The sequence below is a fragment of the Crassaminicella thermophila genome (genome assembly GCF_008152325.1).
Classification (GTDB): Bacteria; Bacillota; Clostridia; order Peptostreptococcales; family Thermotaleaceae; genus Crassaminicella_A; species Crassaminicella_A thermophila.
This window is the reverse complement of sequence record NZ_CP042243.1, coordinates 2,017,947-2,043,393: the sequence shown is the minus strand read 5'-3', so window position 1 is coordinate 2,043,393 and position 25,447 is coordinate 2,017,947. Positions and strand designations below refer to the sequence as shown.

Genomic DNA, 25,447 nt, shown 5'->3' with positions numbered 1-25,447 from the left:
ATGTTTAGTGTAGAAAATGGTACAGTTTTTGAAGTCGAAGAAGTTGATACAGGAATTCAAAATGCTGTGATTAAAAAGTGGTATGGAAAAGAAATGAAGCTAGAAAAGGTTGAAGAAGGAAATACAAGAATTTATAAATGGGTAAAATTCGATTTAGATAATGGTGATTATGTAGATGATATAACTAATACAGATTTAATTAATGTAGATGGTGTTGATTATACACCTGTAGATGGGCGAGTAGAAACTGATATAACAGAAGAACTAAAGGAGAAAAAATTAGAAGAACTTAAAAATCAATACTTGCAACTTATTAGAGATGCGAGAGATTTAGGTGAAGATGCTGAAGTAACAAGACTACAACAAGAGTATCAACAGAAAAAAACAGAGATTGAAAATGCATAGTATAAGCACCTTATAGGTGTTATTTTTATGCAGAAAAGAGGAGGAAATGCAATATGAATAATCCAAATAAAATTATTTTACATCATAGCCTTACTAAAGATGGTAAGGTTGTTGATTTTAATGCAATCAAAAGATATCATATGCAGGTTAGGGGATGGAGCGATATAGGCTATCATTATGTGATAGAAAAAGTTGGAGATAAATATGAAATTCTAAAAGGCAGAGATGAAAAGACACCAGGAGCGCATTGCAAAGAACAGCATTGCAATTTTGAATCAATTGGAATTTGTTTGGTAGGAAATTTTGATATAGCAGAACCACCACAGGCGCAATTAGATAAGCTTTATGAGTTATTAGAAGATATATTTAAGCGATATGGAAAGATGAAGATTTACGGACATAATCATTTTGCAAAATACAAGAGTTGTCCTGGAACTAAGTTTCCTATGAACAAAGTACTTGCTGAAGCTTTTCAAAGAAAGAAAAAACATTGGGCCGAAAAGTGTTTTATTAATCTTAACAACAAGGGCATTACAATACATGAAAAGAGATTCAATGATCCAATTACAAGAGGAGAAGTATTTGCATTACTGGATCAATTAACAGATAGAAAGTAGGTGTTGCTATGGTATGTGAAAGACACGAGGAGATTGTAAATCGTTTAAACAATCATGCTGATAGAATTAAACAACTAGAAATAAATAATGCAAAAACAGGAGAGAAAATTACAAGCTTGATAGAAAAATTAGAGAATCTAACAAGCTGGATTAAAGCTTTAGTAATGCTAGGCGGTACTACATTGCTAGGCTTTTTCTTTTGGTACATACAAAACATAGGGAGGTAATATTATGGAATTTATAAGGAAAATCAAATTTGAATATGTATATGCTTTAATAGTGCTTCTTGTCCTTTCAGGAGCATTATTCTATTTTAGACAAGAAAAAATGATACTAATGATTTTAGGTGCTTTGATTGCTAGTAGCAGCAGTATTACTACTTTCTTTTTCACGAAGCATGATCCAAAAAGTGAGAAGAAAGAAGACGCAGGGGCTTAGGCTCCTGTTTTTTGATTTTTGAGAAAAATGGAAAAATATTTCTTGACACTATACCGAAAAATACGGTATAATATAATTAAGAAAGAGAGGTGAGGAAATGCTAGATGAAATTGAAAAAAAGTCGTCCATATCATCTTCGAAGTAGTAAGTACCATCGCCATAGTAGTTGCACTTCAAAGAGATAGAAACGACTAATCACAGGGCTAAAAAAAGCCCCAACTCTTAATACTATTATATCACATCTAGCATAAAAACTATGAATAAAAAAAATATCTAGTAGGCTTATTGATTATTCAAGCACTTCACTTATTAACACCATATAAAGTATTTGATGTATTATTCTATCTAGGGATAACACTACTAATAATTGATCTATTAAGAAGGAAATAGGGTGATTAAATGGCATTTAAAAAAGTATTAGAAGATAACAATGTTTCTGGTTACAGGTTATCAAAGGATATAGGGATACCACAACAAACTATATCAGATTATGTATCTGGGAAAAAGAATTTTAATAGTATGAAAATTGGTGTTGCGAAAAAAATTGCTGATTATCTTGGCATGACATTAGACGAATTATATGAAAAATCAACTAATTAATATTTCCTACGAAAAAGCAATAAGAGAGTGGTATATGCTGTGTTTAGGGGAATGTGTGTATAGCAGGATGAAGTTGCTGCTATAGATGGGGAGATATAGAATGTATTGATAAGGTAGGATTACTCCTACCCTTTTGAAATTATAATATTGCTTTGCCGAGAACGTATGTTCTGATATAATGTATGTATTCCCTATTTTAGTAAAAAAGAGGAAAGTTTAAATATTATGTAGAAATAGTATTAATTGACAAAAAAGGAAAAATGTTTTACTAAAAAGGGGGATTAACTTTGGATTTAACTGTAAGAGTTCGAGGAGCGTTAAATTTTGATACATTAGATAGTTTTTTGGCAGATAATAATAATGTGTTGAATAATAATTACACAAAATATGATAGTCTTGTTTTTGACTTAGAACATTTAACATTTATTTCTCCAGTTGGATTTTTGCACTTTTGGCCTGTTTGATTAAGTATTGTCAGCATAATAAAAATAGCAAATGAGTACAAATTAATACCTTCTAAACATGTAAATTCTTACTTTGAACGAATGGATTTTTTTACAACGCTTTTTGGTGTTGATATAGGTATAACACAATGTAGATATGACTGTTCAAATAGATTGATGGAACTTAAAAAGAAATTAAAAGGGCAGAATCCAAATGAAGATTCACAAATAGCAGAGCACTTTAAACATATTTTTCAATCACAAATAAAAGGAGATTCTAATATATTAGAAGCGGTTTCATATTCAATAGGAGAAATAGTAGATAATACAATACGTCATTCATTATCGCCTATTAACGGTTTTATATGTGCACAAACTTATCGAAATAAAAGAAAGCTTGAAATATGTATTGCAGATTGCGGAATTGGCATACCAAAAAGTTTAAAATCCAGCAATAATATAGACCCTTCAGAAAGGGATTGCTTAGTCTATGACCACGAATATATACTTTATGCACTAAGAAAAGGTATATCAAGTAAATATGGAAAAGGCCATACTGGAGAAGGACTATTTTTCTCATCAGAATTTATAAAAGAAAACTATGGAAGAATGAAAATTATTTCCGGAAAGGGGTTATGTTTGATAAAAAATGGAAATGATGTATTACAAATGGATATTGATTGCTGGACAGGAACAATAGTAGCGTTAGAGTTTCAATTAGACAATGAGGTAAATGTAAAAAATATATTTGATAGGGAATTTCCGATGGATAGTACGGAGGATTTTGATTGGATTTAAGGAGGTGCTTTATGGTGATTAGAATGGATCAATGGGGAAAAGTTTTAAGCACTAGAGATTTGGGAGCAAACATTAGACAAAAAATAATTGTTGAATTCAATAAACAAGACCAAGATATAGTAATTGACTTTATTAATGTTGAAGGAATCAATCAATCTTGCGCAGACGAAGTTTTTGGAAAAATGTTACTTGAGATAGGCTTAGATAACTTCAAAAAAAGAATAAAGTTTAATAATATGAATGACACAATTTCAAGTGTTGTTAAATATGTTATGGCATCAAGATGGTCAAATTTAAAAAATAACGCAATCAATTAAACAGGGCAGGAAAGATTTCCTGCCCTTCCTTTATAACTTCCTAAACACCCCTTCGACAACGCCTAGAATATTCTTAGCCGATCTAGTATATTTCCTGAAAGAAATCTTATCATTAATGCGCACAGCTATAATATCATCTTTTTTAGGAGAAACATTTTTCAAAAGTATATGATCTCCTTTTAGAATCCCAAGAGCAATATTATCTTTTGAAGCCTGAACTATGATATGTTTGTTATTTTCCTTTTCTACTATTTCAATGCATCTTGGCTTAGTTGAATCCCTTCTAATATAACCATTCTTTTCAAGATTTTCTAAATGTCCATGTACAGTAGAAGAAGAACTCAAACCAACAGAATCACAAATTTCTCTAACAGTAGGAGGATAGCCTTTCTCGTCTATTTCTTTTCTTATATAATCAAGTATTTGTTGTTGTCTTTTACTTAAAGTACGATTCATAGAATCACCTCAAGAAAATAATACCATATATTAGAAATAAAAACAAACATATGTTCGTATATATTTGAATTAGTGATATAATATTAATAAGATTAATTTTTATCTTAATTTTGAACAAGTTTTTCATAGATTATATGAGGGTAAAAAATAAGTATAGAATAAACATTATTTGGAAATGACTAGGAGGATTAAACTAAAACAAAATCGCTCGACAAATTTTGCAAAAAGAAGGATATCATAGTAAAATGTAGAAATGAAAGGAGGGGGGAAGGGTGAGTAAGGTGATTTATCTGAATGAACATAATAGACAACAAAAAGAACCGATTAGGAATGTAAGGTTAAGGGATCAAGTGAATTTGGTTAAGTGTATTCTTTATTTTGCACAAAGAACTACACAAAGATTATATAAAACTAAGTTGAATAAACTTCTATTTTATGCTCAGTTTTTATATTATAAAAAATATGGAGACATACTGTTAAACTATAAATTTATTAAAGATTATCATGGACCTGTAATAGAAAACTTAGATGATCATTTGGATTTTTTTGCGGAAGCTAAGTTAATAAAATTAAAGAGTACAAATTACGGAACTGTAATTTTACCAGGAATTAAGCTTAAAAACAGCGCATATGAAGAGAAAGAGAAAGAAATTCTTAAAAAAGTATTAGATAAATTTGATATGTATACTGCAGCAGAAATATCAGATTATTCGCATAAAGAAGATTTATGGTTATATACAGAATTAAAAGAAGAAATAGACATAGAAAGAGCTATAGAACTCCATGAATTTTAAGTTGTTAATTGTACAAAATAAATATGCGTGTATCTGGTTCTGCTATTATATTATTGGTACGTGCTTTTTATATTTTTTTGGAATTCGAGAAGATTGGCAAAAATTAAGAGTCCAAAATGGCTTGGCTAAAGGCAAACATGAAAATCCACCAGGAATTAGAAAAAAGTGTATATTTAATAAAAAAAGATATATAGGGTATTGTTTTAAACTATTTAGTTGGGCAATAGTGATATCAGCTTTAATTTTTACTCTATTTTATATACAAATTCATACTTATGCCATTGATAATTTAAAAGTTGCAGTTACATCTATATTTTCTTTGTTGATTTTGTATTTGTTGTTTATGGGATGCCCAATAAATAAGGAAAGTATAGTAGAAAAAGAACATAGTAAAACATACAATCATATGTTTACGTTGGTATATTTCATAAAAAATCAAATTTTAAAATCAGTTATTAACTCTGAAAGAGAACACTTGAAAAGTTGTATTGAGCAGAAAATAAAGGAATGGTATGATAGTGATAGAGATATTGATCTTGGAGCATTGATTGTTAGGATAAACGGTGATTTTTTCAATGATATATTACCAAAAGATACAGAACAAGGAATAAAAGAATTAATGAAGCAAAATTCATTAGGAATATTAAAATTATACGATGAAAAAGATAGTACTTTATTGGATAAGTTAATTAATTTATTCGATAAAGAATTGATAGAATATGGAGCTAGGTTAATTGATATAGCAAATTTTATAAATAATCATCAATATAATAAAGTTACAGAGGTAGAAATACAGCGGTGCATAGATGAAAATCTTAAAAAAGATAAAGTTAAAATTACATATAAAGCAGATGATAAATATATATATGAAGCATTATTCAAGCTTAATAGCACGAACCCATAGGAAAAGGGTTCTTATTTATTTTTATTTTAAAACATTAAACATCAAATACATAATATATACTAAAGACGAGGTGGGGGGAGATTATGATTATAAAAGTAGAACAAAGTAAATGTAGTGGATGCAAGAAATGCATAGAAATTTGTCCTGTCAACGCTATAGAAGAAGATATCGTTTCGATAGATATGTCTAGATGTATAAAGTGTCGTTCTTGCGTGGTTTCATGTCCATCAAAAGCTATAGTGATAAAATAAATGTAAAGAGCCTTGGGTATAATCAAAGCTCTTTTTAATATCTAAAATTACTTTACAAAATAATCTTGCATCTTTAATTTTTATGTTCTTTTTTGCTTTATGTAAGCGATAATAAAAGAAACTATGCCCATAAACACTGCAGTACCAACTGTCCAAAAGGCAACTAGTTTTGCATTAGTAAAAGTAAAAACCACAGCTTTACCTGCTGCATTAAAAGAAGTTTCAATCACTGGGAAAAATATTTTGTCTGCGAAAAAATATAGTGCGAACAGGAATACAAAGATTCCAAGTGGAGCAGCACAAAAATTAAATACTTCACTTTTTCTAAATATGGTTCTTCTAATTTAGTGGTGGAGTAAAATAATGGTATGAAAGATGAATATGTAATTCTTGCAGAATGGACTACTTTTAGGTAGTCTTTTTTTTATGTATATTTTTTATGACTTTAGGCAAAATAGTATTGACGTCAATAAGTAAATATGGTAATATGTCAATAAAGGAGGTGGTAAACCTGAAATCTTTAACAATTAGAGTAAGTGATGATGTGCATAAAAAAATCAAGTTCAAAACTATTGAAGAAGGTAAAACTATACAAGATTATGTTTTAGAACTGATTAAAAAAGATTTAGGCATCAAAGAAAGTTCAAAGCAAGAAAATGAGTAAATTAAAAGGGGCTCTGCTCCCCGACCAAAGTTTGCAGAATCCCTAAAACAAAGACAACCCCCAAAGGGCATTGCTATATTCATTATAGCATACTCCAAGGGGAAAATAAAGGAGGAGTTATAATGAAAGAGTTGACACTATTTAAAGGTCACCAAGTAAGAATAGTATTAGATAAGGAAAGTAATGCTTACTTCCACGCACAAGATGTTGGAGATGTATTAGAGATTGAAGATGTTAAAAGCACTATAAGAAATTATGGCGAAAAGCACAAAATTAGGTTAACAAATTCAGATGTGCAAGATATGCACTTCCGAAATTTTGACGAACCACTTAATAATCGTGGAGAGAACTTTTTAACAGAAGCAGGTGTCTATAAATTATCTTTTAGAAGCCCTAAACGAGAAGCAGAAGAATTTACTGATTGGGTAACGAGCGAAGTTCTTCCATCTATCAGAAAAGAAGGGGCATACATCACTAATAATGCTAATCCCGAAATGCTTAGAGATAAGGCTGATGAAATAGAAAGCCTAACAACACTAAATGAAACAGCAAAGATAATGCTTCCTGTACTGGACAAAGCAGGATTAAAGCCACAATATCAAGCATTAGCACTTAAGCAGATATATCGTAAAGCGGGAATAGACTTGCCGATAGAAGAATTGAAAGCAGATAAAGAAATATTTGATCTCGAAAGCATTGCTAAAGTAGTAGGTATATATTCTAAAACAAATAAACCTCATGGTCAAGCAATCAAAGCTATTTTAGAAAATATAGAAATAGGTGATAATGAAAAAGAAACAGTTTCTTTCGAGAAGAATGGACATATGGGGACTACAACACAATATACAAAAACTGTTATTGATAAAGTAAAACAATGGTTATTGGATAATAATTATCCTACTGATATTAAATATGTTACTTCAACAAATAGAAGTAAGACTTATCGTGTTGTGTATATTAACAATGGTGGTGAAGTAGCATGAATACACCAGTAATTGAAATTAGTTTAGATATTGATTGGCTAGATTCAATTCAAATTGAAGATACAATATATATAAACACTAATTATAAAAAAGATAAAAAGCAAAATAAAAAGTACTCTGTATAGGGTGCTTTTTATTATGGGGTGACAAGCATGAGTAGGATAAGAGCACCATAGAAAATGGATTAAATATGAAGCCTTTCCATAGCCTTAACATTATTAATTACGGAAACCAATATGCTAAGTTCATAACTGCATTGCCAAAACCATTACCAATATTATCTAAAAAGTAACCATTTAGAGGATATAGCTTCTGATATATCGTGAGTCACCATAATTGCTGTTTTTTCTTCTTTTTTTAGTATCCTTCCAATGTCGTCTGCTACGGCAAGTCGTGTTTGATAATCTAGTGCTGAAAATGGTTCATCAAGTAGTAGCAGTTCTGGTTTTATTGCCAAAGTTCTGATAAGAGCTACCCTTTGCCGCATTCCACCAGAAAGTTGGCTTGGATAGTAATTTTTAAATTCACCTAATCCGTACATTTCCAATAGTTTTTCAGTTCTAGCCTTTGTTTCTTCATTAAGCTTGTTTTGTATTTCTAGTCCAATTAAAACGTTTTTTAGGATATTTCTCCATTCGAATAAATGGTCTTTTTGAAACATATAGCCTATTGTTTTGTTTGTACCGCTTACGGGTTTACCATTTACAATAACTTCACCAGAGGAAGGTTTTATGAGTCCTGATATAATTGATAGAATCGTTGATTTTCCACATCCACTAGGACCTACAATTACAACAATTTCTCCCTTATATACTTCAAAGGACAAGTCTTTTAGAGCTACTGTTTCCCGATCTAATGTATGATAATTCATAGATACATTTTTTATTTCTACAATTTTTTCCATGGGTATATTCCTCCCTAAGCCGAAAACTTCAGTATACTTTTATAGTATTCAATAGGAAAATTTTTGTGATTTAAGCATATAAAAATGAAACCTTCTTTGTATATATAAGAGAATAATTGTACATACTGTAACTTATTACAGAATAGGGAGGACTAATTGTATGTTAATATTTTCTATTGTTTCTATAACTTTGGCATTGCTTTTTTATACTGTTGCTGTCTGGAGTGAAAAATTTGCAGGGGAACTTAAAAAATGGCATTTAGGACTATTTTGGATAGGGTTATGTTTTGACACTTTAGGTACTATAATGATGGAAAAGATGAGTAAAGGAATAAAACTTAATTTACATGGCATTACTGGTGCACTTGCTATCTTACTTATGCTTTTTCATGCAGTTTGGGCTACTATAGTTTTATTAAGAAAAAATAAAGAATCTATAATGAATTTTCATAAATTTAGTCTATTTGTTTGGTTTATTTGGTTAATTCCGTATCTTACAGGTATGATGTTAAATATTGTAAAATAAGTAAGCAAATTCATAGATATTGCATATTATATCAGTAAGTTTAATGACTGAGAGGAGATATAATATGTTTTATTATCCAATGTATTTTCCAAGGTATATGGATTCAAGTAATAAGAACTGTTATATATTAGATTTTAAAAAAGGGGATGTTAACGGAGATGGTGTGATTGACTATGTTTATTTAATAGGAGATCTACCATATGGAAAAGAAAGTCCCTTTAGAGATAATATAAGACTAAAGATTATAGATGGAAAAACTAATGCTGTAGGCATCATTAAATTAAAAGAAAATGCAGGTTATAATCCAACGTTATTTTTAGGAGATTTTTCAGGAGATAAGATAGATGATATTTTAATCAGTATAAATTCTGGAGGAAGCGGTGGATATGCTTTTTATTATATTTACTCTTTTGTAAATAATAAGCCAAAGATTCTCTTTGATTTTGAAAAATTTAATGCAGCATATATGTACGAAGTAAACTATTTAGATGATTATAAAGTAGAGGTTATTAGTAAAAATACCAATACAAAGTATACACTAGATATTACCTATAAGGGAGCGTCTTATTTATCAGAGATTTACGATAAAAACGGCAAATTAAAAGAGCTTATTAAAGGATGGGTAAATCCATTAGGAGGATTATATCCTATAGATTTTCAAAGAGATGGTACTTATGAATTATATGCAGAGCAGCGTATTGCAGGAAGATACAATGCAGACGGGTTAGGCTATGTTCAAACGTCTCTTAAGTGGAATGGGCAGCGTTTTGTATACTTTTTTCAAACAGTAGGAATATTTGGGAAAAATTTAATGCAATAAATAATAGATGTTTGAGGTTCGTTATCCCCTTGTTTCATAGAAAGTTATGAGGGGATTATTTTTTATTGTTTGATAATTAACAAACATAAAGTGTTAAAAAATAAACAAACAAAAAATGAAAAAGAACAATCACAAAACCTGTTAAATTCAAAAGGTTTAACGCACAAATCCAGAATAAATGTCAGGAAGATTATGTATTAAGTGGAATTACATTTACAAAAAATACTTGATAAACAAAAAATATTGTGATAATATTAACACATAAATTAAATAATCATCAAATTAACAGCAGTGATTTGAATGAAAAATAATAAAAATTAAAAAAATATATTTTTTTAAGAAATAATTGTTAAAAAATTAACTAAATAAAGGAGTGCAAAATATGGCAGTTACAAATTTAGAAGAATTAATGAAAAAATTAGAAGAGGTAAGACAAGCGCAAAGAAAATTTGCTACCTATACGCAAGAAGAAGTAGATAAAATTTTTAGGCAAGCAGCTATGGCAGCAAATAATGCAAGGATTCAACTTGCAAAAATGGCAGTTGAAGAAACAGGAATGGGGATTTTAGAAGATAAGGTTATAAAGAATCATTTTGCTTCTGAATATATTTATAACAAATACAAGGATGAAAAAACTTGTGGAGTTATAGAGAAGGATAATTCTTTTGGTATTGCAAAAGTTGCAGAACCAATAGGGGTTGTAGCTGCAGTAGTACCAACTACAAATCCAACATCAACAGCAATATTTAAAGCTCTTATAGCTTTAAAAACTAGAAATGGTATCATATTCTCTCCACATCCAAGAGCAAAAAAATCAACAATTGCTGCAGCTAAAATTGTATTAGAAGCAGCAGTTAAGGCTGGAGCACCAGAAGGAATTATTGGATGGATTGATAATCCTTCATTAGAACTTTCTCAATGTGTAATGAGAGAAGCTGATATGATTTTAGCTACTGGTGGACCTGGAATGGTAAAAGCTGCTTATTCATCTGGAAAGCCAGCTATAGGTGTTGGAGCAGGAAATACACCAGCAATTATTGATGAGACTGCTCATATAAAAATGGCAGTAAATTCAATTCTTCTTTCAAAAAGCTTTGATAATGGAGTAATTTGTGCTTCTGAACAATCTGTAATAGTTATGGAAGAAATATATGATGAAGTGAAGAAAGAATTTGCAGAAAGAGGAGCTTACTTACTTAAGAAAGATGAAATAGATAAAGTTAGAAAGGTAATACTCATAAATGGTTCATTAAATGTAAATATAGTTGGTCAATCAGCATGTAAGATTGCAGAAATGGCAGGGGTTAAGGTTCCAGATTCTACTAAAGTTTTGATAGGAGAGGTTGAATCTGTAGAGCTTGAAGAACCGTTCTCACATGAAAAACTATCACCAATTCTTGCTATGTATAAGGTAAAAAGCTTTGATGAAGCTCTTAAAAAAGCAGTGAGACTTGTTGAATTGGGAGGATTTGGACATACTTCTGTATTGTATACTGATCAAGTTAAATCAAAAGACAGAATTGAAAAATTCGGTGCAGCTATGAAGACAGGAAGAACAATAATTAATATGCCATCATCTCAAGGTGCTATAGGAGATATCTATAACTTTAAGTTAGATCCTTCATTAACGTTAGGCTGTGGTTCTTGGGGCGGAAACTCTGTATCAGAGAATGTTGGAGTTAAGCATCTATTAAACATCAAGAACGTAGCAGAGAGGAGAGAAAATATGCTTTGGTTTAGAGTGCCAGAGAAAATATACTTTAAATACGGTAGCCTTGCCGTTGCGCTAAGAGAGTTAAAGGATATGAATAAAAAGAAAGCATTTATTGTAACAGATAAGGTTTTATATCAATTAGGATTTGTTGATAAGATTACAAAGGTATTGGATGAAATAGAAATTGATTATAAGGTATTTTTCGATGTAGAACCAGATCCAACTTTAGAGACTGCTAAAAAAGGTGCTGCTGAAATGAAGAGCTTTGAGCCAGATGCAATTATAGCACTAGGTGGAGGTTCACCTATGGATGCTGCTAAGATTATGTGGGTAATGTATGAACATCCAGAGGTAATATTTGAAGATCTTGCAATGAGATTTATGGACATAAGAAAAAGAGTATATACATTCCCTAAGATGGGAGAAAAAGCAATGATGATAGCAGTTCCAACTTCAGCAGGTACAGGTTCAGAGGTTACTCCTTTTGCAGTTATTACTGATGAGAAGACAGGAGTTAAATATCCATTAGCTGATTATGAGTTAACTCCAGATATGGCTATAGTAGATGCTGAGTTGATGATGAATATGCCAAAAGGACTTACTGCTGCTTCTGGTATAGATGCTCTAACTCATGCTATAGAAGCTTATGCTTCTGTACTTGCTTCAGAATATACGAATGGATTAGCATTAGAAGCAATTCGATTGATATTTAAATATTTACCACAAGCTTATCAGGACGGAGAAAAAAATGTAAAAGCAAGAGAAAAAATGGCACATGCTTCAACTATTGCAGGTATGGCTTTTGCAAATGCTTTCTTAGGAATATGTCACTCAATGGCACATAAATTAGGAGCAATGCATCATATACCACACGGTGTAGCTAATGGATTATTAATTAATGAGGTTATCAGATTCAATGCAGTAGATAATCCAAGAAAACAAGCAGCATTTCCACAATATAAATATCCAAATGCTAAATGGAGATATGCTAGAATTGCTGATTATTTAAATTTAGGCGGCAATACAGATGATGAAAAGGTAGAATTACTTATTAAGGCTATTGATGAATTAAAAGCGAAGATAAATATACCAAAGACAATAAGTGAAGCAGGCGTTTCTAAGCATAAATTCTATGCGACTTTAGATAAAATGAGTGAACAGGCTTTTGATGATCAATGTACAGGAGCTAACCCAAGATATCCATTAATCAGTGAAATTAAGCAGATGTATATTAATATTTTTGAAGAACAAAAAAATAGCAAAAAATAATATATTATATGGTCAGGCTTAATAAAGTAAAAAGCCTGACCAGTATTTACATGTTTGTAATGTTTTTACAAACTATATTCCTTGTGAAGATATTTAATTTATAAATTAGGATAATATTTTTTAAAAAACTAAATAATAATGTTAGATAATATCTCACAAAGGAATGATTTATATGAAAAGAAAAGCTATAGTATCTTTTATTATATTACTTTGTATAATGGGTTTTACTATGAAATTAAATCAGAAAAGTGTACAATATTTGAAAAGTTTTTATAGTCCAGTAGAATATAGGCAAGAAAAAGTAAAAGAAGATAACCTTGAAATGATTACAGGTAAAATTAAAAAAATTATTATAAGAGATGGGAAAAGATCGTTGCTGATAGAAGATAGCAAAGGAATTGAATATATTTTTCATATAAATGAAAATACAATTGTAATAACTTTTGAAAAGTTAAAAATTGGTCAGAATGTAGATATAATTTTTAACGGCATATTAACAAGAAGTATACCGCCACAAGGAACAGCAATGATAGTCAATGGATTAAAGGTATAAATATTAAAATGCTAGTCTAGTTAAATAGTGACTAGCATTTTAATATTAAATAATTTAATATTTGATATAAACAATAAATTGAAATATAATAAATTATGGATTAAATGAAACTATTTTCCATAAAGTAAAAAAGTTATGTTACAATGATATCAAAAGACATAAGGAGGGGAATTATGCAGAAGTGGTTTGACAACAAAATATCTGATGCAAAGGTACTAGATTTTTCTATGGAACTATATAGAAAAAAGTTTAAAAGTTTGATAGGATATCAAATCCTATTTTCTATCATGTCAATTTTTATTGTGATTGCAGGAGGCTTGATATGTGTTCCTCTGTTAACTTGGGTTGACTTTGGCTCTACCTTTGGATTCATTATTTTTGGCTTTGTTATGTTTATTGGTCTTGTTACATTTGTATGTATGAATAAAGCGGGCATTTTTCATATGGCTTATGGGTATGTAAATGGAGAAGACGTAGGTGCATCTGAGGCTGTAGGAAAGGCTTTTTCAAGCTTTAAGCCTATTCTTCGTATTGTTACTGCTCTAGCAGTTTGCTTATTACCTATAATTATTATTATGGGAATAGGAGGGGTTAAGCTTACTACTATTACCATGCTGCAAAAAAAATTGGCTTCAGGAACTATTTGGGTAATTGTTATTAATGCTCTAGTAAGTTCTTTTATTATGGCAATTATAGGAACTTACTTATTTTATGCTATACATATAGCAATCTTTGAGGAATCAAAAGGTTTTGAATCTATAAAGAAGAGTATAAGATTTGCCAAAGGAGAAGTTTTTAAGAATTTTTTTAGAGTATTGAGTATATCTATGTTTGAATGGGGAGTTAATTTATCTGTGTATTCAGCTATTGGAGTTATTTCTAGTTTTGTATGTTTCTTATTAGGAAAAGTACAAGGAGGAGAATCTATTGTATCACAAATTATTATGTATGGAATAATAGTTCGTCCAATTTTAAATTTTGTATTAGGGATATTGTTAGGACCTGTTGGGCCAATTATTTGGACACTTTATTATATAAATATGAAATATAAAACGGAAGGGTTGAAAATTGATCATATGATTGATCGGCTTAAGCAAAAAGGGGATGAAGATAATTTTATAACTTTAGATACCAATATTGAATAGAGGAGAAAAAAAGTGATTCCCAAAAAAGAAATATTTGAAAAAGTAGTAGATAAAATTATAGATAGTTCTAAGTATATGCATTTAAAGCAAACGGAAAATGTATTCAAAAAAATCTTGGAAAGAATCTTTGAAATTTTGAAAAAATCATTAAATAAGGGATATATACCTTCAAATGGGAGTATTTCAATTAACCAAAATATATTTATTATTTTTGGGATTTTTTTAATAATAGTTTTATTTTATTATTTTTTCAAATCAAAAAGTCCTTCAGTAGTACATAAGAAGATAATCTATGGAGAAACCATTGATGATGATACTACTTATGAGAGTTTGTATAAAAAGGCAATTAGTTGTGAAAAAGAAGAAAACTATAAAGATGCAGTAAGACTTTATTTTATTAGTATGATATTTTATATGAATGAAAAATCTCTATGCATTATGGATAAATCAAAAACTAATTATGAAATTATAAATATATTGAAAAAGAAAAACTTTAAAGGAGTAAAGGTTTTTCAAGATATAGGAGATTACTTTTACCGTATTTGGTATGGCAACAAAAAAATTCATAAAGAAAAATTTGTTGAATATAAAGAAAAGATTGACGACCTTTTTATGGAGGTTAATAAATATAATGAAAAAACGTAATATTATAGGGATTTTTATACTTATTATTTTATTGATCTTTATGAATAATTATTTTCATATAATTGATAGAAGTGTTGGAAAGGCAAATAGAAATAATGAAATTTTGCCATTGAATACTTCTTATGAGGGTATTTCTATTTTTTACGATACGTTAAAAAAAATAGGTTATGCTGTAAAGGTTGATGCAGAGAATTTTATAGAAAAAGGGGAAAGCGGGATTTATGTTATAACTGAAAATAAGTCTTTAAATCGTTTTGATTTAAAAGATGCTGAAAGCTGGATAAAGGGTGGAGGAAATTTGATTTACTTAACAGATCGGTATGATAAATATGTTTATCCTGACTTGTTAGAAAAATATAAGGATAGTGCTTATTTATATTCCTTAGGTAAAGGAAGGCTCTTAATAGGAGATATTCGTTTAATAACAAATGAAACTTTACTAAAAGATAAGGAAGGAGCTTATTTTATTTTAAAGTGTCTAGATTCTTTAGAAGGAGAAATATGTTTTAATGAATATTATAGGTTTTCGCATGGACAAAATCCTTCTTTATATAAAAATCTTTCTTTTCCGGTAAAAATTATACTATTGCAATTCTTATTATTTACAATAGGCTGCATAGTTTACTTAGGAAAGAGATTTGGAAAAGCCAAGAGAATTGTAGATGAAATTGAAAGAGATGAAAATGAATATTTATATGCATCTGCAAATCTTTATGAAAAGAGTGGATGTGTGGATATTATCTATAAAGCTTTCTATGAGGAGTTACAACGTGAGATAAAAAAGATTTATAAAGGATTAAGAAATGCTGATGAATGGATTTGTTTGTGGGAAAAGGATAACCTTCCATATAAAGAGGAAGCAATACAGATATTTCGTTATGGAAAAGAGATTAAAGATGAAAATAGAAAGGATACTTTTCGAATGATAAAAAAAATGGATAAACTTATTCAAATGTTAGTAAGAAGGAGAGAAGAGGGTTGGAAGCGATTCAAACAAAAGCGTTTATAAGAGGTATAAAAGGAGAATTAGGGAAAATTATTGTCGAACAAGAAAAAGTAATAGATTTAATATTAATAGCTATTTTAACAAATGGACATCTTCTTTTAGAAGGGGTACCCGGTTTAGGAAAAACATTGCTAATTAAATCATTAGCAAAAACAATGGGGGTAGATTTTAAGAGAGTACAATTTACACCAGATTTAATGCCATCGGATATTACAGGAGCTAGAATTTACAATATAAAAGAGAAAGAGTTTAAGTTTATTAAAGGACCTATATTTACAAATTTACTATTAGGAGATGAGATTAATAGAACTCCTCCAAAAACTCAAGCAGGGCTTTTAGAGGCTATGGAGGAAAGAAGAGTTACTATTGATGGTGAAAGCTATAAGTTAGAGGAACCTTTTATTGTTTTTGCTACACAAAACCCAATAGAATATGAAGGGACATATCCTTTACCAGAAGCATTGTTAGATAGATTCTTAATGAAGGTGCATATAGATTACCCTTCTATTGAAGGCGAAGTAGAGATAATGAAAAAATATCATAAAGGCTTTGATAAAAGTCTTTATGATATTGATATAAAGCAAATTGGAAGTAGTGAAGATATTTTAAACTGTCAAAGAGAGATAGCAAATATTACTGTTGAGGATTTATTAATAGAATATATGGTTAATATCATTCAAAAAACAAGGGAATCTCCTTTTATAGAAATAGGAAGCAGTCCTAGAGGGTCTATTTCTTTGTTACAAGCTTCTAAAGCAAATGCAGTATTGATGGAGAGGGATTTTGTTATTCCAGAGGATATAAAAAAGGTTGCTTATCCAGTATTAAGGCATAGAATCACACTTAAGCCAGAAGCCTATGTCGAAGGAATCAAACCAGAGGATGTAATACATGAAATTTTATCTAACGTAAAAGTTCCTCGCTAAGGGTGGTGAAAAGGTGACAATTACTAGAAGGTTTTTAATGTTAACCTTTTTAGGAGTAGTATTTGTAGGAATAAGCATACCTGTTGGTTTATATTTTGAAATGATTATTTTTTATAATGTTTTATTGTATATGTTTACTTTAGTAGATTATTTGATTACGCCTACAAAAGATACTTTTGAGGTGGAAAGAATAGGTGATGGAAAGTTATCTTTGTTAGAAGAGGAAGCCGTGATCATAAAAATTTACAATAAAAGTAGGTTTCCTGCATTTATAGAAGTTTTGAATGAATTTCCAGGCTCTTTTCAATGTAGAAAAGATTGCTTAATTGGTAGTATTCAGCCTCACTCAAGTAAAGAATTTACTTTTTATATAAAACCTAATAAAAGAGGAGCTTTTACACTAGAGGAAATTTATATAAGACGCAAGGGGCGATTTGGGTTAGTAAGAAAAGATATACTGATAAAAGAAAAGAAAGAATACAAAGTATATCCAAGTCTTAAAAATTTAAAGAAATATCATATATGGCTTAAAAAAGATTATTTTATAAGCAGCGGAAATAAGATTATGAAAAAAAGGTGCAATGGCAGAGAATTTGAAAGCTTAAGACAGTATGTAAAAGGTGATGATATCAGAAAAATAAATTGGATAAAGACAGCAAAAGAAAATAAGCTTATGGTAAATCAGTATGAACCTGAAAACAATCAACAAATATATATTTTGCTAGATACAGGAAGAACTATGAGTTATTGTGTTCGTGAATATAGCAAGTTAGATTTAGCAATTAATGCTGCTATTTTTTTGTCAGATGTCGTTTGCTATAATAAAGACCAATCTGGACTTTTGGTATTTAACACGAAAGTAGATGCTTTTATAAAACCTGCAAAAGGAAATTTACATAGAAATACAGTTTTGGAAACTCTCTATAATATAAAGGGATCAAAGCTTACATCTAATTATGATGAAGTACTTTTTTATCTTAGCAAAAATGAAAAAAGAAGAAGTTTAATTTGTATATTTACAGATATAGACACACTACAAGAAGTGTATTATATGGAAAAAGGATTAGAATATGTTATAAAAAAACATCATGTACTGATGTTTTTAGTAAAGGATGAGAAGCTTGAAGAAGTAGTAAATATAAATGTAGGAGATAAAAAAGATGCCTTTGTGAAAGGCATAGCATACAAAATGAGAAATGAAAGAAAGAAAATAATCAAAGCTCTTAATCAGAAAGGAGTTATTTGTATAGAATGTGATCAAGAGAATATAATTTATCAAGCTGTTAATGCGTATATGCGTGTAAAAAACAGAGAAATAATATAACTTATGGCTTTAAGATCCATAAATATAGCGTTAAAGCAAAGAATGTGAAAGCAGCAAAAGTTAACTTAATTACAGAAGATATTGGTAGTGGTGTAAAGAAACCTTCTATTAGTGCAGCGATAACAAGTAAAATAATACATCCTAACAAAAGCTTTATTCCCTCTTTGCTATTTTTAATCATGTAGTCAAGTCGCTTATATTTGCCAGGGATTAGTAAAGATTTTCCCAATAGTAGGCCTGCTGCACCAGCAATGAATATAGCACTTAATTCTAATATGCCATGGGGAAGAATTAATGAAGCATATTTTATCAGATCACCATTTAAATATACGAGTCCTGTTAAAGCTCCGAGGATACATCCGTTTACAAATAATATATAGAAAGTTCCAATACCTAAAAAAATTCCATAAATAAAGGCTTTTAAACTAACAGTGATATTATTAATCATAATAGTACTTGACATTAAAGGGTAGTCCCACTGTTTGGCTTTAAAGTTATAGTCGATTGCATCTAAGAGCTTTTTAGGTAAAAAATATAAGCTGTTGGAAGAATCTTGAATAACCATGTAAAAGCTTATTAGCATCCCAAAAAAGAAAATCAAAAAGCTAGATAGAATAAAAAGCTTATACTTATGTATTTTTTTAGGGAAGGTATATAATATGAAAATTTTAAAATCATACCAAGGATTTTTTCTTACAGTATACAAGTAATGATGTGCATTTCCAGTTAGGCTGTTTAGGTATTTTTCAAGTTTTGATTCAGGGTAGTAGGTTCTTACATAAGCCAAATGATGACTAACAGTCCTAAAAAGATAAATAAAGCGTTCTATTTTGTTTGAATTAATACTAGAAAGTTTATTTTTGCTAAATAGATGGATATAGTTTTCAAGTTCTTTCCAATAAATTTTGTTTTTTTCAATAAATAGATCTTCTTTCAAAATAATCACCTCAAAACTATTGTAACAAATTTTATCAAAAGGAAAAAGGAGGAAAAATATGAAAATGGTTTCAATTACAACACCAGAAAATATTGAGGTAAAATATAGATTGGCAGGAATTGGTAGTCGTATGGTTGCTGCATTTTTAGATTATTTAATTCAAGGGGTTATTTATTTAGTAATATTGATAAGTTTAGGAGCAATGAGAGATCCAATGCAATATATAGAATCACAAAGCTCATATTTTGTAGCAATTGTAATATGTATTGTTGCATTTATTAATTATGGGTATTTTACCATTTTAGAAATGCTTATGAATGGAAAAACCTTAGGTAAAAAAGTACTAGGACTTAGAACAATTAGAAAAAATGGGCAGCCTATGGACATAAAACATTCTCTTATAAGAAATTTATTTAGAATATTCATAGATAATTATATAGTAGGAATGGTAATGATTTTTTTTAGAGGGGATTATTCAAGACTTGGAGATTTGTTGGCATCTACTATGGTTATAGAAGAAGAAAAGGAGAAATTCTATTTTGAACATAATGAGTTTTTAGAAAAATTGAAAAATAGGTTAACAGAAGATGAAAAAGAACTTATTATTACGTATTTAAACGAAAAAGAAGAAGTGAAAATAGGCAAAGAAAAGCTAAAGGATAAATTAATGGATTATTTTAAGAGTAAATATGCTTCTACAGATACGGAAGTGATTAATATGATTGAGAAAATTGTATATGAATATTGAAAAATAATATTAATGGAAAAATGTTACATAAAATGGTAATATAAATATAGAATTTTAAATAATATATTTTGTGTTGTTAAAGAGTATATAAAATATATATAAGGAGGTAATTATGAGAAAATTTCTAATGTTTTTTTTATGTGTTAGTATTGTATTTTCAACGACAACATTTGGTTTTGCAGCAGAGGATGAACAAAAAGCTACTAAAAAAGTAGTAAAGGAAGTGAAAAAAGAAGAAATTGGAAAAGAAAAAAAGAAAGTGTCTGAGGTAATTGATGGAGTTAATCAGTCCGTAGTTGCTATTATAGGTAAGAATGTAAAATATAGAGAAAGAGAATATATATATTCAAAAGTTCCTAAGAATTTGCAACATGGATCAGGCGTTGTAATCAATGATAATGGTAGAATTATTACTAATAATCATGTAGTAGATGGTTTAGATAAGATTTATGTAGTTACATATGATGGAAAGGTGTATCAGGCTGAACTTTTATATGCAGATAAGGAAATAGACTTAGCATTGCTTCAGATTAATCGAACAGATTTACAACCTATAAAATTAGCAGATGAGAAAGAAATAAAAGTTGGAGATGAAGTTATAGCAATAGGAACACCTTTATTTTTTGGTTATAGAAATAGTGCAAGTAAAGGAATAATAAGCGGTCTAAATAGACCAGTAGATCGTTTTTATACATATTTGCAAACTGATGCATCTATTAACCCAGGAAATAGTGGAGGTCCCCTTGTAAATATGAATGGAGAATTAGTTGGGATTAATACATTAGGATATATGTTTTATCAAGGAATGAATTTTTCTATTCCAGTAGGAAATATTAACTACTTTTTAGATCACTATAATCGATTTGGAAAAATAAAAAGATGTTTTACAGGGATTGAATTTGAAGAAAACTGGGCAGCTATGCTTGGGATTCCAACTAATCAAGGACTGAAAGTAGTAGCTATTCAAAAGGATGCAGTCGTAAATACACAACAGGTAAAAGAAGGAGATATGCTTGAAGCGATTGATGGTAAAGCGGTTACATCAATAGCACAATATAATGAAATATTAAAAGGGTATTTACCAGGGGATAAGGTGAAACTGACACTTAGTAGGGAGAATGAAAAATTTGATATTAAAATAGTATTGAAGGAACAATTAGACTAATTTGTATAAATAGAAAGGGAGGAATAACGTGAAAAGGAATTTAGGATTTTTTATTTGCATTTGTTTATTGATTGGATTATTTACGCCAGCTGTATATGCTATAGATGATAAAGGCGTTATTGATTTATATGAAGTTTTTTCAAGTAAGGAAGACAGGATGAAGACAGAAGTAGGAAGTCGCATATACAAATGGTCTATGCATTTGCCAGATGATGCTATTATTTATAAATCAGAACGAGCAAATTTTTTTGATATGTCAACAAGCAGTTATCAAGCTAGTGTGGAATTAGAAGTAAATAAAAATAAAGATGAATTAACTTTAGAAGAAATGCTTTACAAAATGCAAAATGATTTAGATAATCATAATTATTGGAATTGGGGAGATAAGGAATTTGTTGTTGATATAGAAAATGATGACTGGGGTCAAAAGTATATTCGTATCATAAAAGCTAATAAAGCCTATGATTATTTTATGATGGATGAAGCAGCAGAAGAATTTAGAGACTATATAGAAAATAGAATCTATATAGCCAATAATTATATATATAATTTAACTATACGTATGGATGGAGAGTTTTATAGACAGCATGAAGAAATGTTTGATAAATTAGTATCTTCTTTTAAGCTTTCTTTTGATGAAAAAAATCCATATATTAAAGAATTGTCTGATTCTGTTAGCACAACAAGAGAGTATATAAATTCAAGCTATGGCTGGAAATTGAAGATGAGTCCTTATTGGAAGATTGAAGGAACTCCGAATGCACGTTATCAAAAATTCGCTCCAGTATATAGTGATGAAGAATTAGATGAAAGTAAAAATAATGAAGAAGACAAAGAAGATAAGTTAAGGGTAGATGAAGGAATAACTGTTCGACTAATTAGTTCAGTTCAAGATGTTGGAGATGTTACAAAGTGGGCAGAAAAGGAAATAGAAATACTAAAAAATAATTATAATGACGAGGTTTATGAAATATTAAAAAATGAAGCGAAAAAACAAGGAAATATGGATGCTTATGAGGTGGTAATCCGTTATAAAACAGTAACAAAAAATCCTTATATTGTACATAATCTATACGTTATAGGGAATGGATATAAATATTTAGTATCTGCTACAATGACTGAAGAAAAATATGAAGATAAGCAAAAAAGAATTAGTTTTGAAAATATGTTAAATTCCTTTAGATTAGATAAAAAACATCTTAGTAAGTATTTGGGGAAAATTGTAAGAGCTGAATCCTTAATAAACTTAAATGAATTAAAAGAATTAAAAATGAAAAAGTATGATTTTAAAACAAAAGTAACAAAAGGTTGGAATATTTTTAATAACAGAGATGACTTTTATTATGATGATTACTATTTTGAATACGATGATTCAATATATAAAGGAAATATTAGCAATAATGAATTTATTAGTGCTATAGAACCTTTAAGTAATATAAGGATACGCATGTCTGCTGGATTAAATACAAACGAAATAAAAGATATTGTAAAACAAAGAGCTGAGCAATTTTTAGAAAATGATGAAATTCGAATGGGATTGGCTAATGTTAATATTAAGTCTGCTAAGTATAATGGTGTACAAATCTATTATATTGAAAAAGAATACGATCTAGATGCTATTAATAAGTTTGTCAATGAAGATGAAACAAAAATATATGATTTAAAAGAATTAGAGAATGAATATGAATATATAATAAAAACAGGAAAAGATACTTATACACAAAGTATAACTTTACCTGTTGCAAATATGACACCTAAAAATAGATTAAAAGTAGATAGTATATGGGAAAATACTTATATAAATGATATTAATTATAGTAAATTAAATATAAGCTGGGAAAAACATGATCTTAAGGAATTTGATAAAGAAAACAAGGAATAAGCAGGAGTGAATACTCCTGCTTTTTTATTATAATCTTTTTTATTATGGATAAATATAAAATTAATTTTAAATTTAAAATTTTTATGGTTGATTTAATAATGAATAATGTGGTATACTTTTATCGATGAAAACGTTTTCGATAAGATACATTTACTAAAAGTATGATTATTTCTAGGTTTTGATGTCTATATTTTTAGAAAATTGTTTTCTTTTTTTTGCATTCACAGCAAACGTTTGCAATAGATTTAATGCTTTGCTGAGTAAAATACAAACAAAATAGGCATGAAAAAAGGAGGGAAAAAACGCTTCGTTGTAAAAATTTGATTATTTTATGAAATGATATTTTAAATTGTGGGGGGAATTATAAGTGAGTTTATTAACAGTAGGATCATTTTTGTTCTTTACAGTATTAGTTGCAGTTATATCTTGGTATATGACAAGAGAAGACAATCTAGATACACAAGATGGGTATTTTTTAGGAGGAAGAAGTTTAACAGGAGTTGTTATTGCAGGGTCTTTAATGCTTACGAACTTATCTACTGAGCAAATGGTAGGATTAAATGGTCAAAGTTATATGACTACTATGGCTGTAATGGCTTGGGAAGCTACTGCAGCATTTGCATTAGTATGTATGGCTTTAATCTTTTTACCAAAATACTTAAAAAGTGGTATCACTACAATACCAGACTTTTTAGAAGATCGTTATGATGCACAAACAAGAAAAATTATATCTATCTTATTTTTAATTGGATATGTAGTAACTTATCTTCCAACTGTATTATATTCTGGAGCATTAGTATTAAATGGAATATTTGGTATTCCAGAAATATTAGGAATAAGTAGTTTTCAAGCATTATGGATTACTGTTTGGGCTATAGGAATTGTAGGATCTATCTATGCAATATTTGGAGGCCTTAAAGCAGTTGCTGTTTCAGATACACTAAATGGGGTTGGTTTATTAGTAGGAGGTTTAATGATTCCTATATTTGGATTGATGGTATTAGGACATGGAAGTATTTCTGAGGGAATTCATACATTAGTAACCGTTCATCCAGAAAAATTAAATGCTATTGCACCAGCTAATGCTAAGAATCCATTAATACCATGGCCAGCATTATTTACAGGATTATTCTTTAATAACTTATTCTATTGGTGTACAAACCAATCAATTGTTCAAAGAACATTTGGAGCAAAAAATTTAGCAGAAGGTCAAAAAGGAGTGCTTGGTGCAGGAGTATTAAAACTATTAGGACCTTTCTTCTTAGTATTGCCTGGAATTATTGCATTCCATATATATGGAGATACTTTAACAAATGGAGATATGGCATATCCTACATTAGTTAGTGATGTATTGCCTAAACCATTAATAGGTTTCTTTGCAGCAGTATTATTTGGAGCAATATTAAGTTCATTTAACAGTGCATTAAATAGTTCAGTAACACTGTTTACATTAAATGTATATAGACCTGTATTTAAGCCAGAGGCATCAGATATAGAATTGGTAAGAGTAGGAAAGAAATTTGGAACTTTCTTAGCAGTTATTTCAATGGTTATCGCACCATTTATAATTTATGCACCATCTGGGTTATATGGATACTTACAAGAATGTTTTGGATTTTATAACGTTCCAATCTTAGCGGCAATTGTAGTAGGATTCTATACAAAGAGAGTACCAGCTATTGCACCAAAAATTGCACTTTTATCTCATATAGTTTTATATACTTTATCTAAGTTTGTAGCATCAGATGTACATTTCTTATACGTATTAGGAGTATTATTCCCAGTAAATGTACTTATCATGCTTGGTGTTGGTAAGATTATGCCGAGAGAAAAAGAGTATGTACAAGAGTATACAAGACAAGTAGATATAACACCTTGGAAATATGCAAAGCCTGTTGGATTTGCTGTAGTTGTATTAATGATTGCAGTTTATACCATTTTCTCAAAAATTGGAATTGCGGCTTAAATAAAATTTTTAAGAGCTTAGAGGCTGTTGACAATATATTGTCAACAGCCTTACTCACGTTCGTTTTTAAATATTGATATTGTTTATCTTTATTTTAAATGAAAATATCTATAAAAAATAATTTTCAAAAAAGTGTTGACTTTTTGTAACATATTCCGTATAATTATTTACAATAACTGAAAAGCTAAACAAAGACGAAGACGAGAAGAGTAGACTTAGGAAGTAGTTTCAGCGAGTCGGGGAAGGT

28 protein-coding genes, 2 pseudogenes and 1 other annotated feature (1 of these 31 running past the window's edge) are annotated in these 25,447 nt (G+C 29.4%); of the genes and pseudogenes, 27 read left to right on the top strand and 3 right to left on the bottom strand.

What is annotated here, in order from left to right; translation table 11 throughout:
- The 8 genes from FQB35_RS10355 (at position 1) to FQB35_RS10325 (ending at position 3,618) form a co-directional block, all read left to right on the top strand.
- Complete coding sequence (locus FQB35_RS10355) at positions 1-405, top strand: hypothetical protein (protein WP_148809722.1); 405 nt, start codon at positions 1-3, stop codon at positions 403-405.
- Between the two features lie 53 nt (positions 406-458).
- A complete protein-coding gene (locus FQB35_RS10350) occupies positions 459-1,022 on the top strand; it encodes a peptidoglycan recognition protein family protein (RefSeq protein ID WP_148809846.1) in 564 nt (187 codons plus the stop codon).
- Between the two features lie 8 nt (positions 1,023-1,030).
- Positions 1,031-1,249 (top strand): hemolysin XhlA family protein, encoded by a 219-nt coding sequence (locus FQB35_RS10345; protein WP_148809720.1) that lies wholly within the window; start codon positions 1,031-1,033, stop codon positions 1,247-1,249.
- A gap of 4 nt (positions 1,250-1,253) precedes the next feature.
- The gene (locus FQB35_RS10340) at positions 1,254-1,460 is read left to right on the top strand and encodes a hypothetical protein (RefSeq protein WP_148809719.1); all 207 of its coding nucleotides are present in this window, start codon (positions 1,254-1,256) and stop codon (positions 1,458-1,460) included.
- Positions 1,461-1,859: 399 nt separating this feature from the next.
- Positions 1,860-2,060, top strand: a complete 201-nt coding sequence (locus tag FQB35_RS10335; protein ID WP_148809718.1) for a helix-turn-helix domain-containing protein — start codon at positions 1,860-1,862, stop codon at positions 2,058-2,060.
- Positions 2,061-2,347: 287 nt separating this feature from the next.
- On the top strand, positions 2,348-2,524 hold the full coding sequence (locus FQB35_RS15890) for a hypothetical protein (protein ID WP_168198314.1): 177 nt from the start codon (positions 2,348-2,350) through the stop codon (positions 2,522-2,524).
- Between the two features lie 81 nt (positions 2,525-2,605).
- Positions 2,606-3,301, top strand: coding sequence for an ATP-binding protein (locus FQB35_RS10330; RefSeq protein WP_148809845.1), 696 nt, complete (start codon positions 2,606-2,608; stop codon positions 3,299-3,301).
- Positions 3,302-3,312: 11 nt separating this feature from the next.
- Positions 3,313-3,618, top strand: a complete 306-nt coding sequence (locus FQB35_RS10325; RefSeq protein ID WP_148809716.1) for an STAS-like domain-containing protein — start codon at positions 3,313-3,315, stop codon at positions 3,616-3,618.
- 231 nt (positions 3,619-3,849) lie between these two features.
- Here FQB35_RS10325 and FQB35_RS16225 read toward each other — a convergent pair.
- A pseudogene (locus FQB35_RS16225) lies at positions 3,850-4,074 on the bottom strand (LexA family protein); the annotation flags it as partial.
- A 272-nt stretch (positions 4,075-4,346) separates the two neighbouring features.
- Here FQB35_RS16225 and FQB35_RS10315 point away from each other — a divergent pair.
- The 6 genes from FQB35_RS10315 (at position 4,347) to FQB35_RS16435 (ending at position 7,795) form a co-directional block, all read left to right on the top strand.
- Positions 4,347-4,868, top strand: a complete 522-nt coding sequence (locus FQB35_RS10315) for a type II toxin-antitoxin system antitoxin SocA domain-containing protein (RefSeq protein WP_148809843.1) — start codon at positions 4,347-4,349, stop codon at positions 4,866-4,868.
- Positions 4,869-4,989: 121 nt separating this feature from the next.
- The gene (locus FQB35_RS10310) at positions 4,990-5,772 is read left to right on the top strand and encodes a hypothetical protein (protein ID WP_148809842.1); all 783 of its coding nucleotides are present in this window, start codon (positions 4,990-4,992) and stop codon (positions 5,770-5,772) included.
- Positions 5,773-5,855: 83 nt separating this feature from the next.
- Positions 5,856-6,023: a 4Fe-4S binding protein gene (locus FQB35_RS10305; protein ID WP_148809841.1), complete on the top strand. Its 168-nt coding sequence runs from the start codon at positions 5,856-5,858 to the stop codon at positions 6,021-6,023.
- Between the two features lie 123 nt (positions 6,024-6,146).
- Positions 6,147-6,371 (top strand): hypothetical protein, encoded by a 225-nt coding sequence (locus tag FQB35_RS10300; protein ID WP_148809840.1) that lies wholly within the window; start codon positions 6,147-6,149, stop codon positions 6,369-6,371.
- A gap of 438 nt (positions 6,372-6,809) precedes the next feature.
- Complete coding sequence (locus FQB35_RS10295; RefSeq protein ID WP_148809839.1) at positions 6,810-7,670, top strand: BRO-N domain-containing protein; 861 nt, start codon at positions 6,810-6,812, stop codon at positions 7,668-7,670.
- Positions 7,667-7,795 (top strand): hypothetical protein, encoded by a 129-nt coding sequence (locus tag FQB35_RS16435; RefSeq protein ID WP_269902684.1) that lies wholly within the window; start codon positions 7,667-7,669, stop codon positions 7,793-7,795. The genes FQB35_RS10295 and FQB35_RS16435 overlap by 4 nt, the downstream gene beginning before the upstream one ends.
- Positions 7,796-7,971: 176 nt before the next feature.
- Here FQB35_RS16435 and FQB35_RS10290 read toward each other — a convergent pair.
- Positions 7,972-8,574: pseudogene (locus FQB35_RS10290) on the bottom strand (ABC transporter ATP-binding protein); the annotation flags it as partial.
- A gap of 160 nt (positions 8,575-8,734) precedes the next feature.
- On the opposite strand from FQB35_RS10290, the gene FQB35_RS10285 reads away from it, so the two are divergent.
- The 9 genes from FQB35_RS10285 to FQB35_RS10245 all read left to right on the top strand — a co-directional run bounded on the left by FQB35_RS10285 (position 8,735) and on the right by FQB35_RS10245 (position 18,502).
- Positions 8,735-9,100 (top strand): HsmA family protein, encoded by a 366-nt coding sequence (locus tag FQB35_RS10285; protein WP_148809837.1) that lies wholly within the window; start codon positions 8,735-8,737, stop codon positions 9,098-9,100.
- 64 nt (positions 9,101-9,164) lie between these two features.
- Positions 9,165-9,920: a VCBS repeat-containing protein gene (locus tag FQB35_RS10280; protein WP_148809836.1), complete on the top strand. Its 756-nt coding sequence runs from the start codon at positions 9,165-9,167 to the stop codon at positions 9,918-9,920.
- 382 nt (positions 9,921-10,302) lie between these two features.
- Positions 10,303-12,903 (top strand): bifunctional acetaldehyde-CoA/alcohol dehydrogenase, encoded by a 2,601-nt coding sequence (gene adhE, locus FQB35_RS10275; RefSeq protein ID WP_148809835.1) that lies wholly within the window; start codon positions 10,303-10,305, stop codon positions 12,901-12,903.
- A 172-nt stretch (positions 12,904-13,075) separates the two neighbouring features.
- Positions 13,076-13,456 carry a DUF3221 domain-containing protein gene (locus tag FQB35_RS10270; protein WP_148809834.1) on the top strand — a complete coding sequence of 127 codons (381 nt, stop codon included), beginning with the start codon at positions 13,076-13,078 and terminating at the stop codon, positions 13,454-13,456.
- Between the two features lie 173 nt (positions 13,457-13,629).
- On the top strand, positions 13,630-14,601 hold the full coding sequence (locus tag FQB35_RS10265) for a glycerophosphoryl diester phosphodiesterase membrane domain-containing protein (protein ID WP_148809833.1): 972 nt from the start codon (positions 13,630-13,632) through the stop codon (positions 14,599-14,601).
- A gap of 12 nt (positions 14,602-14,613) precedes the next feature.
- Positions 14,614-15,246, top strand: coding sequence for a hypothetical protein (locus FQB35_RS10260; protein WP_148809832.1), 633 nt, complete (start codon positions 14,614-14,616; stop codon positions 15,244-15,246).
- Complete coding sequence (locus FQB35_RS10255; protein ID WP_148809831.1) at positions 15,233-16,255, top strand: hypothetical protein; 1,023 nt, start codon at positions 15,233-15,235, stop codon at positions 16,253-16,255. Before FQB35_RS10260 ends, FQB35_RS10255 begins: the two co-directional genes overlap by 14 nt.
- Positions 16,225-17,178: an AAA family ATPase gene (locus FQB35_RS10250; RefSeq protein WP_148809830.1), complete on the top strand. Its 954-nt coding sequence runs from the start codon at positions 16,225-16,227 to the stop codon at positions 17,176-17,178. The genes FQB35_RS10255 and FQB35_RS10250 overlap by 31 nt, the downstream gene beginning before the upstream one ends.
- A gap of 13 nt (positions 17,179-17,191) precedes the next feature.
- Complete coding sequence (locus FQB35_RS10245) at positions 17,192-18,502, top strand: DUF58 domain-containing protein (protein WP_148809829.1); 1,311 nt, start codon at positions 17,192-17,194, stop codon at positions 18,500-18,502.
- A 1-nt stretch (position 18,503) separates the two neighbouring features.
- Here FQB35_RS10245 and FQB35_RS10240 read toward each other — a convergent pair whose 3' ends face one another.
- Positions 18,504-19,439: a stage II sporulation protein M gene (locus FQB35_RS10240; RefSeq protein WP_148809828.1), complete on the bottom strand. Its 936-nt coding sequence runs from the start codon at positions 19,437-19,439 to the stop codon at positions 18,504-18,506.
- Between the two features lie 58 nt (positions 19,440-19,497).
- On the opposite strand from FQB35_RS10240, the gene FQB35_RS10235 reads away from it, so the two are divergent.
- The 4 genes from FQB35_RS10235 to FQB35_RS10220 all read left to right on the top strand — a co-directional run bounded on the left by FQB35_RS10235 (position 19,498) and on the right by FQB35_RS10220 (position 25,200).
- Entirely contained in the window at positions 19,498-20,187 is a 690-nt protein-coding gene (locus FQB35_RS10235) for an RDD family protein (RefSeq protein ID WP_148809827.1), read from the top strand.
- A 112-nt stretch (positions 20,188-20,299) separates the two neighbouring features.
- On the top strand, positions 20,300-21,352 hold the full coding sequence (locus tag FQB35_RS10230; protein ID WP_148809826.1) for a S1C family serine protease: 1,053 nt from the start codon (positions 20,300-20,302) through the stop codon (positions 21,350-21,352).
- A 28-nt stretch (positions 21,353-21,380) separates the two neighbouring features.
- Positions 21,381-23,234, top strand: coding sequence for a hypothetical protein (locus tag FQB35_RS10225; RefSeq protein WP_148809825.1), 1,854 nt, complete (start codon positions 21,381-21,383; stop codon positions 23,232-23,234).
- Positions 23,235-23,601: 367 nt separating this feature from the next.
- Positions 23,602-25,200 carry a solute:sodium symporter family transporter gene (locus tag FQB35_RS10220; protein ID WP_148809824.1) on the top strand — a complete coding sequence of 533 codons (1,599 nt, stop codon included), beginning with the start codon at positions 23,602-23,604 and terminating at the stop codon, positions 25,198-25,200.
- Between the two features lie 188 nt (positions 25,201-25,388).
- Positions 25,389-25,447 (top strand) — a binding site (T-box leader) (it continues 191 nt past the right edge of the window).

Excerpts from the sequence above, each read along its gene's own strand:
- FQB35_RS10330 (WP_148809845.1), top strand. The coding sequence starts at position 2,606 with ATGGATTTTTTTACAACGCTTTTTGGTGTTGATATAGGTATAACACAA.
- FQB35_RS16435 (WP_269902684.1), top strand. The coding sequence starts at position 7,667 with ATGAATACACCAGTAATTGAAATTAGTTTAGATATTGATTGGCTAGAT.
- FQB35_RS10355 (WP_148809722.1), top strand. The coding sequence starts at position 1 with ATGTTTAGTGTAGAAAATGGTACAGTTTTTGAAGTCGAAGAAGTTGAT.
- FQB35_RS10270 (WP_148809834.1), top strand. The coding sequence starts at position 13,076 with ATGAAAAGAAAAGCTATAGTATCTTTTATTATATTACTTTGTATAATG.
- FQB35_RS10280 (WP_148809836.1), top strand. The coding sequence starts at position 9,165 with ATGTTTTATTATCCAATGTATTTTCCAAGGTATATGGATTCAAGTAAT.
- adhE (WP_148809835.1), top strand. The coding sequence starts at position 10,303 with ATGGCAGTTACAAATTTAGAAGAATTAATGAAAAAATTAGAAGAGGTA.
- FQB35_RS10340 (WP_148809719.1), top strand. The coding sequence starts at position 1,254 with ATGGAATTTATAAGGAAAATCAAATTTGAATATGTATATGCTTTAATA.
- FQB35_RS10345 (WP_148809720.1), top strand. The coding sequence starts at position 1,031 with ATGGTATGTGAAAGACACGAGGAGATTGTAAATCGTTTAAACAATCAT.
- FQB35_RS10305 (WP_148809841.1), top strand. The coding sequence starts at position 5,856 with ATGATTATAAAAGTAGAACAAAGTAAATGTAGTGGATGCAAGAAATGC.
- FQB35_RS10325 (WP_148809716.1), top strand. The coding sequence starts at position 3,313 with ATGGTGATTAGAATGGATCAATGGGGAAAAGTTTTAAGCACTAGAGAT.
- FQB35_RS10265 (WP_148809833.1), top strand. The coding sequence starts at position 13,630 with ATGCAGAAGTGGTTTGACAACAAAATATCTGATGCAAAGGTACTAGAT.
- FQB35_RS10335 (WP_148809718.1), top strand. The coding sequence starts at position 1,860 with ATGGCATTTAAAAAAGTATTAGAAGATAACAATGTTTCTGGTTACAGG.
- FQB35_RS10295 (WP_148809839.1), top strand. The coding sequence starts at position 6,810 with ATGAAAGAGTTGACACTATTTAAAGGTCACCAAGTAAGAATAGTATTA.
- FQB35_RS10285 (WP_148809837.1), top strand. The coding sequence starts at position 8,735 with ATGTTAATATTTTCTATTGTTTCTATAACTTTGGCATTGCTTTTTTAT.
- FQB35_RS10235 (WP_148809827.1), top strand. The coding sequence starts at position 19,498 with ATGAAAATGGTTTCAATTACAACACCAGAAAATATTGAGGTAAAATAT.
- FQB35_RS10300 (WP_148809840.1), top strand. The coding sequence starts at position 6,147 with ATGCCCATAAACACTGCAGTACCAACTGTCCAAAAGGCAACTAGTTTT.
- FQB35_RS10255 (WP_148809831.1), top strand. The coding sequence starts at position 15,233 with ATGAAAAAACGTAATATTATAGGGATTTTTATACTTATTATTTTATTG.
- FQB35_RS10350 (WP_148809846.1), top strand. The coding sequence starts at position 459 with ATGAATAATCCAAATAAAATTATTTTACATCATAGCCTTACTAAAGAT.
- FQB35_RS10230 (WP_148809826.1), top strand. The coding sequence starts at position 20,300 with ATGAGAAAATTTCTAATGTTTTTTTTATGTGTTAGTATTGTATTTTCA.